Annotated in this window: 7 protein-coding genes and 1 pseudogene; 6 read left to right on the top strand and 2 right to left on the bottom strand. The window is 66.7% G+C overall.

The genetic code is table 11. From position 1 onward, the window contains the following. Positions 1 to 163: 163 nt before the first annotated feature. The 6 genes from FEI13_RS09385 to FEI13_RS09410 all read left to right on the top strand — a co-directional run bounded on the left by FEI13_RS09385 (position 164) and on the right by FEI13_RS09410 (position 7,690). Positions 164 to 2,320, top strand: coding sequence for a TonB-dependent receptor (locus FEI13_RS09385; RefSeq protein ID WP_138181273.1), 2,157 nt, complete (start codon positions 164 to 166; stop codon positions 2,318 to 2,320). Positions 2,321 to 2,756: 436 nt separating this feature from the next. Next, complete coding sequence (locus tag FEI13_RS09390) at positions 2,757 to 3,800, top strand: ABC transporter substrate-binding protein (RefSeq protein ID WP_138181274.1); 1,044 nt, start codon at positions 2,757 to 2,759, stop codon at positions 3,798 to 3,800. After that, a complete protein-coding gene (locus FEI13_RS09395; protein ID WP_138181275.1) occupies positions 3,794 to 4,792 on the top strand; it encodes a FecCD family ABC transporter permease in 999 nt (332 codons plus the stop codon). The genes FEI13_RS09390 and FEI13_RS09395 overlap by 7 nt, the downstream gene beginning before the upstream one ends. 2 nt (positions 4,793 to 4,794) lie before the next feature. Further along, positions 4,795 to 5,841 carry a FecCD family ABC transporter permease gene (locus tag FEI13_RS09400; RefSeq protein WP_138181276.1) on the top strand — a complete coding sequence of 349 codons (1,047 nt, stop codon included), beginning with the start codon at positions 4,795 to 4,797 and terminating at the stop codon, positions 5,839 to 5,841. Positions 5,842 to 5,924: 83 nt separating this feature from the next. Then, the gene (locus FEI13_RS09405) at positions 5,925 to 6,785 is read left to right on the top strand and encodes an ABC transporter ATP-binding protein (RefSeq protein WP_138181277.1); all 861 of its coding nucleotides are present in this window, start codon (positions 5,925 to 5,927) and stop codon (positions 6,783 to 6,785) included. Next, the gene (locus FEI13_RS09410) at positions 6,782 to 7,690 is read left to right on the top strand and encodes a sucrase ferredoxin (RefSeq protein WP_138181278.1); all 909 of its coding nucleotides are present in this window, start codon (positions 6,782 to 6,784) and stop codon (positions 7,688 to 7,690) included. The genes FEI13_RS09405 and FEI13_RS09410 overlap by 4 nt, the downstream gene beginning before the upstream one ends. Positions 7,691 to 7,811: 121 nt before the next feature. Here FEI13_RS09410 and FEI13_RS09415 read toward each other — a convergent pair whose 3' ends face one another. Further along, the gene (locus tag FEI13_RS09415; protein WP_138181279.1) at positions 7,812 to 8,423 is read right to left on the bottom strand and encodes a superoxide dismutase; all 612 of its coding nucleotides are present in this window, start codon (positions 8,421 to 8,423) and stop codon (positions 7,812 to 7,814) included. Positions 8,424 to 8,639: 216 nt separating this feature from the next. Beyond that, positions 8,640 to 8,750, bottom strand: a pseudogene (locus tag FEI13_RS19460) (electron transfer flavoprotein subunit alpha/FixB family protein); the annotation flags it as partial.

The following is an 8,750-nucleotide window of genomic DNA, read 5'->3' on the forward strand; positions in this document are numbered from 1 at the left end:
ACCCAGACACGACATCGATGGCACGGGCGACAAGACGCCTCTTTTATAAAAAATAATGCAAAGCATTATCATTTGATTTAATATTTCTATCAGAAGACTGTGCCCACACAGCGACATCCTGGCTCCCTGCCACCTCGGATCAACTCAAGGGAAAGCTTCCGTAATGCCTTACTTCGATCACCCTGCGACCAAGCGGCTGCTGCCCATCGCCCTCTGCTCCGCCCTGCCCGGCATGGCCCTCGCGCAATCCGCCTCGCCGGACCAAGCGCAGGCCGCCGACGAGCTGAACCCGCTCGTCGTCACCGCGACCCGCAACAAGAGCCTGGCCGGCAAGACGCCGCAGAAGATCACCATCATCACCCGCGAGCAGATCGAGCAGCAGCTGGCCATCACCCAGGACCCCGGTGCAGTGCTCAGCAACCTGATCCCGTCCTACTCGCCCAGCCGCCAGAAGCTCTCCAACGCCGGCGAGACCTTCCGCGGCCGCTCCCCGCTGTTCCTGGTCGACGGCGTGCCCCAGTCCAATCCGCTGCGCGACAGCGCCCGGGACAGCTACACCATCGACCTCGCCATGGTCGAACGCATCGAGGTGATCCACGGCGCCAGCGCCGAGCACGGCCTGGGCGCCACCGGCGGCATCATCAACTACGTCACCCGCCGCGCCGAGGCCGGTACGGTCAACCAGCATGCCGGCATCAGCCTGACCAGCGACGACGACTTCGAATCCGAGGGCTTCGGTCACAAGCTCGACTACCGCATCAGCGGCCAGCAAGGCGACTGGGACTATCTGGGTGCCGTATCCCGGCAGGAACGCGGGGTCTTCTTCGACGGCAACGATGAAGTGGTGGGCATCGCCTATCCCGGCGAGATCCAGAACTCCGAGAGCTACGACCTGCTGGGCAAACTCGGCTACTGGATCGACGACAACCAGAACATCGAGCTCTCCCTCAATCACTTCGACCTGGAAAACGACGGCGACTACGTCCCGGTCACCGGCGACCGCGACGCCGGCGTTCCCACCACGGCGCGCAAGGGCAACCCGGACGGCGAGCCCGGCTACAACGAGGTGACCAAGGCACAGTTGGCCTACTCCCACGGCGACTGGTTCGGCAACGACCTGGACGTGCAGCTCTACCGCCAGCGCTTCCGCGCCCGGTTCGCCACCACGCCCTACTTCCCTTACGAGGACGACGCGGGTAACACCCTGTATGACCAGACCCGCAACGAGTCCGACAAGTTGGGCGGCAAGTTCACCCTGAGCCGGGACGGCCTGCTCGACGATCGCCTCAAGTTGACCACCGGCATCGACCTGTTGCAGGACGAGACTCGCCAGATGCTGGTGCAGACCGAGCGCACCTATGTCCCCGAGACCCAGTTCCGCAACGTCGCGGCCTTCCTCCAGGGCGACTTCGACCTGACCGATTCGCTGAGCCTGCATGCCGGGGTGCGTCAGGAGCATGCCGAGCTCAAGGTCGATGATTTCAGCACGCTCGATCGCTCCACCGATGACGGTGATCCCAAGGACGTGACAGAGGACCTGGTGAGCGTCGATGGCGGCGAGCCGACCTTCGACGAGACCCTGTTCAATGCCGGCATCGTCTATCAGGCGACCGACTGGGCGCAGCTCTATGCCAACTACTCGGAAGGCTTCGGCATGCCGGACGTGGGGCGGGTACTGCGTGGCCTCGAACAGCCCGGCCAGGACGTCGATACCCTGCTGACGCTGCAGCCCATCGTCACCGATAACCGTGAGATCGGCACTCGCTTCGACTGGAACCGCTTTGGTCTCGAGTTGAGCTACTACGAGTCCAACTCCGACTTCGGCGAGCGTCTCACCGAGGAGAACGGCGTCTGGGTCGGCAACCGCGAGAAGACCGAGATCCAGGGCTTCGAGGTCTCCGGCGAGGCCCGGCCCAGCGACGCCCATCGCCTGCGCCTGTCCTATACCCACGCCGAGGGTGAGTCCGACACCGACGGCGACGGCGAGGTCGACACCAAGCTGACCGGCATCAACATCGCGCCGGACACTCTGAAGCTGGGCTGGAGCGCCGCCTGGAACCGGAAGCTCTCCTCGCACCTGCAGTATCGCTACTACTTCGACCGCAGCGTCGAAGACCCCGAGCTCGAGTTCGAGGGCTACGGCCTGATCGACGCTTCCCTGTCCTATCGCCTGCCGGTGGGTCGCGCCAGCCTGGGCGTCGAGAACCTCGCCGATGAGGATTACTTCACCTACTACTCGCAGGCCGCTCGCGTCAGCGACGATTACTACTTCAAGGGCCGTGGTCGCACCCTGACCCTGGGCTACCAGTTCGACTTCTAAGCCGACAGGTCCATTGATCTAGCTTGTTGAGCGGCGCCCCTGGGCGCCGCTTTTTTGGTCATTGCATCACCCTCAGTTGATAACGCTTTGCATTAGCTTTTGCATCATGCCATCATCCCGCTCCCCATGATGCTTTGCTCAGGGCGTGCTCCCCACCAGGCGCCTGCTGTGCCCCATGACGTGAGTGTCCATGCCGAATGCTTCCGCGCCTGGCGGAAAGGTGCTGATCAGTGTGCTGCTGGGTACCTTCACCGTCAGCCTCAACAACAGCGCCCTGGATCTTGCCCTGGCAGGCGGTCGCCGAGTGCTGCCTTCCGCTGGCCTGGCGGCTGGGCCGCGCCGTGACGCGGCAAGCGTCCGCCTCACTAGGCGAGGCCACATCGCCTGCTCTCTCCCCCGAGCCCCCTCTGCAGACCGCATCCGCCAGGAGGCCGCAATGAAGATGCACGCCCAGGCCCGCCGGTGGCTGGCGGCGCTGCTGGTGACCCTGATGCCGGCGGCGTCCAGCGTCGCCGTCACCGCCAATGATGCCCACGACGGGCGCAGTCTTGCCCATGCGTTCGGCAACACCCAGATTCCCGCCACCCCGCAGCGGGTTGTCACCCTCTACCAGGGCGCGACAGACAGCGCGGTGGCACTCGGCCTCACCCCGGTCGGCGTCGTCGACTCCTGGCTGGAAAAGCCCATGTATCGCTACCTGCGCGAGCCCCTGGCCGGCATCGAGCATGTCGGCCTGGAGACCCAGCCCAACCTGGAAAAGGTGGCCTGGCTGGATCCGGACCTGATCGTGGCCACGCGCTTTCGCCACGAGCGGGTCAGGCCGCTGCTGGAGAAGATCGCGCCGACGGTCGCCACCGGCAGCGTCTTCGACTTCGAGGCCAGCCTGGCGCTGGTGGCCGAGGCCACCGGCCGCGAGGCCCGCGCCCGAGCCTTGATGCGGTACTGGGACGCGCGCGTGGCGGACTTTCGCTGCCAAATCGCCGCCATCCTGGGCGTTACCTGGCCGCAGAAGGCCGCCGTGGTCCGTTTCAAGAGCGACCATGTGCGCCTCTATTCCACCGGGTTCGCCGGCTCCATCCTCGATGCGCTGGGCTTCGCGCAGCCGGACGCCGTGCAGGACCAGGGCTGGGGCATGAAGCTGACCAGCGAGGAGAACATCCCGGTCCTGAATGCCGACGTGATCTTCGTGCTGATGGAGCCGGACGACCCCGCCATCGCGCGGAACTACCGGCACTGGACCTCCCACCCCCTCTGGCAGCGGCTGGACGCCGTCGAGAGCGGGCGTGTCTTCGAGGTGGATGCGGTGAACTGGATCATGGGCGGCGGCATCCTGGCCGCCAATGCCATGCTCGATGACCTCTACGCCCACTATGGGCTGGATAACCCCGACAAGCGCTCGCCGCCTGCGCCGGCCATGCCGGCCGAGGCTGACTGCAGCCTGGATACCACCGCGCAGGACGAGGAGCCGGTCGCATGCTGAATCACCGGATGTCCCGAGTCGCCGGTCTGCTGCTGGGCCTGCTGCTGGTCGCGGCGGCCTTCGTGGCCAGCGTCATGCTGGGCACCACCGAGATCACCCCGCCCACCTTCCTCGAGGCGCTGCTGCACTACGACCCCAGCCGGGTCGCGCATATCATCCTGGTCACGGAGCGCCTGCCGCGGGCGGTGATCGCCGCCCTGGTCGGCGCCAGCCTGGCCATCGCCGGCGCCCTGATGCAGACCATGACCCGCAATCCCCTCGCCTCGCCGAGCATCCTGGGCATCAACGCCGGGGCCATGTTCTTCGTGGTGATCGCGGTCTCGCTGCTGCCCCTCCACGCCCCGGCCGAGGTTGTCTGGGCGGCGCTGCTGGGGGCCCTGGTGGCGGCCGGCCTGGTGGTGCTCCTGAGTCGCGGCCGTCATGGGGAGCTGTCGCCGCTGCGGGTGGTGCTGGCGGGGGTGGCCGTCACCGCCATGTTCGTCTCCTTCAGTCAGGGCCTGCTGATCATCGACCGCCAGAGCTTCGAGAGCGTGCTCTACTGGCTGGCCGGCTCCGTCTCCGGCCGCGAGCTGTCCCTGGTGGTGCCGCTGCTGCCGTTGTTCGGCGGCGCCCTGCTGCTGTGCGCCCTGCTCGTCCGCCACGCCAATGCCCTGCTGCTGGGCGACGACATGGTCAAGGGGCTGGGCATGCGCGCCGGCACCATCAAGCTGTTGCTGGGCCTGGCGGTGATCCTGCTCGCCGGCAGCTCGGTGGCACTGGCCGGTATGATCGGCTTCGTCGGGCTGATCGTGCCCCACATGGCCCGGGGGCTCTTCGGCGTCGACCATCGCTGGCTGCTGCCGGCCTGTGCCCTGCTGGGCGCCAGCCTGTTGCTGCTGGCCGATGTGGCCTCGCGCTTTTTGATGGCCCCTCAGGATGTGCCGGTGGGGGTGATGACCGCGCTGATCGGCACGCCCTTCTTCATCCATCTGGCGCGCAGGAAATCGGCCTGACCATGACCCACTCCACGACCCTGAATCCCTCGACCGATGCCACCGCCGATACCGGCCGGGCGCGCTATGCGAGCCTCCTGGGCCTGCTCGGGTTGGTACTACTGGCCAGCATGGGCCTGTCGCTTGGCCTCGGCAGCTTCCCCACCGCCTTTGGCGAGATACTGCGCGCCATGGCCGCGCCCCAGGACAGCGACATCGCCTTCATCGTCTGGGAACTGCGCCTGCCGCGCCTCCTGTTGGCCGTGCTGGTGGGGGCGGCCCTGGCCGTGGCCGGCGCCATCCTCCAGGGCATGGTGCGCAACCCGCTGGCCTCCCCCGATGTGATCGGCATCACCAGCGGCGCCGCCCTGGCCGCCGTGACCTTCCTGGCGTTGGCCGGCACCACCCTGAGCATCCATTGGCTGCCGGCCGCTGCGCTCGCCGGTGCGCTGCTGGCCGCCCTGCTGGTGTTCCTGCTGGCCTGGAAGGGCAGCGTCGCCCCCTCGCGCCTGGTGCTGGTCGGCATCGGCCTCTCCGCCGCCATGGGCGCCCTGACCACCCTGCTGATCGTGATCAGCGACGATGCCGCCGCCATGACCGCCTATGTGTGGCTGACCGGCAGTCTCTATGCCGCCCAGTGGCAGGATGTGCTGGGCATGCTGCCCTGGCTGCTGGTGGCGACTCCCCTCTGCCTGGCCCAGGCGCGGCACATGGATGCCATGGCGTTGGGTGACGCGGTGGCCCAGGGGCTGGGCGTTAACCTCTTGCGCAGCCGGCTGGTGCTGATGGCCTGCAGCGTGGCCCTGGCGGGTGCGGCCGTGGCCTTCGCCGGGGGGCTCAGCTTCGTGGGCCTGATCGCGCCGCATATCGCGTCCCGCCTGGTGGGCCGGGGCTTCGCCCGGCTGGTGCCCGCCGCCGCCCTGGTGGGGGCTCTGATCGTGCTCTACGCCGACCTGCTCGGCCGGGTGGCCTTCCTGCCCAAGGATCTGCCCGCCGGCATCTTCGTCTCGGGGGTGGGCGCGCCCTTCTTCGTCTACCTGCTGCACCGCACCCGCTACCGCAGTGGCTGAATCACCGAGCCGATCGGTGTTGAAAATGAGAATGCTTTATCTTAACGTGCTCCGACTCAGGACCCACACCAACGAGCCAACCCATGACCTCGATGCCTGCCACGCCACCTCGACTGACGGGCGAAGCCCTGCGCGCCGGGTACGAGTCACGTCCCGTGCTGGACGGCGTCGATCTGGCGGTGGCCGAAGGCAAGCTGACGGTGCTGCTCGGCCCCAACGGTAGCGGGAAGTCGACGCTGCTGAAGACACTGGCGCGAACCCTCACACCCAGTTCCGGCCGCGTCTGTCTCGATGGCCAGGACATCCATCGTCACAAGACGCGGGAGGTAGCACAGCAGCTGGGCATCCTTCCCCAGGGGCCCGACGCACCGGAAGGGCTGACGGTTCGACAGCTGGTCGGCATGGGGCGCTTCCCCCATCAGCGGCTGTGGCGACAGGATGCCGAGCAGGACGCCCGCGCCATCCGCCAGGCGATGGTCTATGCCGATGTCACGGACTTCGCCGAACGCAGCGTCGACGCGCTCTCCGGCGGCCAGCGGCAGCGCTGCTGGATCGCCATGGTGCTGGCCCAGGAGACAGATCTGATCCTGCTCGACGAGCCCACCACCTTCCTCGATCTCAAGGTGCAGGTGGACCTGCTGGAGCTGCTGTCTCGCCTGGCCCACGAGCACGGCCGCACCCTGCTGCTGGTGCTACATGACCTGAACCTGGCGGCAGCCTACGCCGACGAGCTCGTGATGATGCGCGACGGCCGGATCGTGGCCAACGGCCCCCCTGAGCAGGTCTTCACGGCCCACCACCTCAAGCGGGTCTTCGATCTCGATGCCCAGGTGCTCGAGGATCCCGAGACCGGCAGCCCGATCTGCGTGCCGTACACCCGTCAGGGAGCGAGAGCGCGCACCCGGCCCACCTCGCCTACCGTCGACCGGCGCGCTGTCTCATGAGTCATCTCTTCTGCGCGGACCTCAGCCGCGAGCAGGAGGATCCGCTGGGCGGCAGCGCCGCTCACGCCGAGCGCAACCTGCTGATCAGCTGGCCACGCGCCAAGTGGACCCGCAACCTGCGCCATGCCAGCGGCATGCCGGATAGCCTGGTACGAATGCTCGATGCCATCGCCGCCGACGGGCGCAGAATCAACCTGATTCATCGCCGCGAGCAGGCCGGCGATGTCCATCGGGTGTTCCTGATGCCCGAACGCCGCGGCTTCGTGGTGCCGCGCGAGGCACTGGAGGCCTTTCTGACCGCCTGGCGATCGGGGGCCACACTGGCCGCCTGGGAAGAGGCCCCGGTCGAACGGGACCTGTTGCTGTGCTGCACCCACGGCAAGAAGGACAAGTGCTGCGCCAAGTACGGCTACCAGACCTACAAGCGCCTTGCTGAGGAGGTCTCAACGCACGAACTGCCCTTCGATGTGTGGGAGAGCAGCCATCTTGGCGGCTGCCGCTTCGCGGCCAGCCTCATCCTGCTCTCACCGGTACGCAAGTATGGCCGCATCACGCCGCAGCAGGCGCTGCCCTTCCTGCAGGCCGAAGCGCGCGGCCGACGCTTCCTTCCCGGCTACCGCGGCGATTCCCACCTGACACCCGCGCAGCAGTGCGCCCAGCTCGCGGCGCTGGGACACCTATCGGTGCCACGGCACGCGCCCCGGCTGACGCTGCTAGAAGACAGCGGCAGCGAGTACCGACGCCACCAGCGGTGGCAATGGGAAAATCAGGACGGGTACGGCTTCCTGAGCATTACATGCGAGACGACCACAATCCGTCGTGTCGACACCTGCGCCGACCTCGACGAGGGCCCCACGGACAGCCGTGTCTGGCGGATCAGCGAGCTCGTGGAGGAGGACGTCTGAAGCTTCCCGAAACCTCAACGAAAAGAGCCGCACCTCGCTTAGCCGCGCCTCACTGAGGCGCGGCTCTGGCTCGGTTACAGACCAGGCTGTTGACGTTTTCAGCCCTCCTCGGTCGGGGAGCCTAGCCGGTGGCGTTCTGGTAGCGACGCGCGACGTCTTCCCAGTTGATGACGTTGAAGAAGGCCGCCACGTAGTCGGGACGCTTGTTCTGATACTTCAGGTAGTAGGCGTGCTCCCAGACGTCCAGGCCCAGCACGGGCGTCCTGCCCTCCATGATCGGGCTGTCCTGGTTGAGGGTGTTCTCCACCTTCAGCGTGCCCTCGGGCGTGACGCTCAGCCAGGCCCAGCCGCTGCCGAAGCGGCCCAGCGCCGCCTTGGTGAAGGCCTCCTTGAAGGCCTCGAAGCCGCCCAGCTCGCTGTCGATGGCCTGGGCGACCTTGCCCTGAGGCTGGCCACCGCCGTCGGGCGACATCATCTGCCAGAACATGGAGTGGTTGGCGTGACCGCCGCCGTTGTTGATCACGGCCTGGCGGTGGCTATCCGGGACGCGGTCGAGGTTGGCGATCAGCTCCTCGACGTGAACGTCCTCCAGACCGGTACCCTCGAGGGCGGCGTTGAGGTTGTTGACGTAGGTCTGATGGTGACGGGTGTGGTGAATCTCCATGGTCAGCGCATCGACGTGCGGTTCCAGGGCATCGTAGGCATAGGGAAGATCAGGAAGGGTGTGCGGCATGGTGCTTCCTCCTTGCGGGTATCCGTTGGGGGCCACTCGACCCGATTCACCCCCAAGGATGGCAGAGAAGCGCACTTGTTGCTAATAGTTCTCGTTATCTCTTGTATAGCGGACGTTAATCAAGGACCTGCTACCGCATACGGCTGACATACGACGAGGCCGACCCGCATGGGGTCGGCCTTGAATGGGGCGAGCCGTGCCTCGCGCGGGCAGGCTCTACAATTTCTGTTCGAGTTCCGGCAGGACGTCAAACAGGTCGCCAACCAATCCATAGTCGGCCACCTGGAAGATCGGCGCCTCCTCGTCCTTGTTGATCGCGACGATCAC

Origin of the sequence: Halomonas urmiana (assembly GCF_005780185.1) — a bacterium.
Classification (GTDB): domain Bacteria; phylum Pseudomonadota; class Gammaproteobacteria; order Pseudomonadales; family Halomonadaceae; genus Halomonas; species Halomonas urmiana.

Excerpts from the sequence above, each read along its gene's own strand:
- FEI13_RS09385 (WP_138181273.1), top strand. The coding sequence starts at position 164 with ATGCCTTACTTCGATCACCCTGCGACCAAGCGGCTGCTGCCCATCGCC.
- FEI13_RS09405 (WP_138181277.1), top strand. The coding sequence starts at position 5,925 with ATGACCTCGATGCCTGCCACGCCACCTCGACTGACGGGCGAAGCCCTG.
- FEI13_RS09410 (WP_138181278.1), top strand. The coding sequence starts at position 6,782 with ATGAGTCATCTCTTCTGCGCGGACCTCAGCCGCGAGCAGGAGGATCCG.
- FEI13_RS09390 (WP_138181274.1), top strand. The coding sequence starts at position 2,757 with ATGAAGATGCACGCCCAGGCCCGCCGGTGGCTGGCGGCGCTGCTGGTG.
- FEI13_RS09400 (WP_138181276.1), top strand. The coding sequence starts at position 4,795 with ATGACCCACTCCACGACCCTGAATCCCTCGACCGATGCCACCGCCGAT.
- FEI13_RS09415 (WP_138181279.1), bottom strand. The coding sequence starts at position 8,423 with ATGCCGCACACCCTTCCTGATCTTCCCTATGCCTACGATGCCCTGGAA.
- FEI13_RS09395 (WP_138181275.1), top strand. The coding sequence starts at position 3,794 with ATGCTGAATCACCGGATGTCCCGAGTCGCCGGTCTGCTGCTGGGCCTG.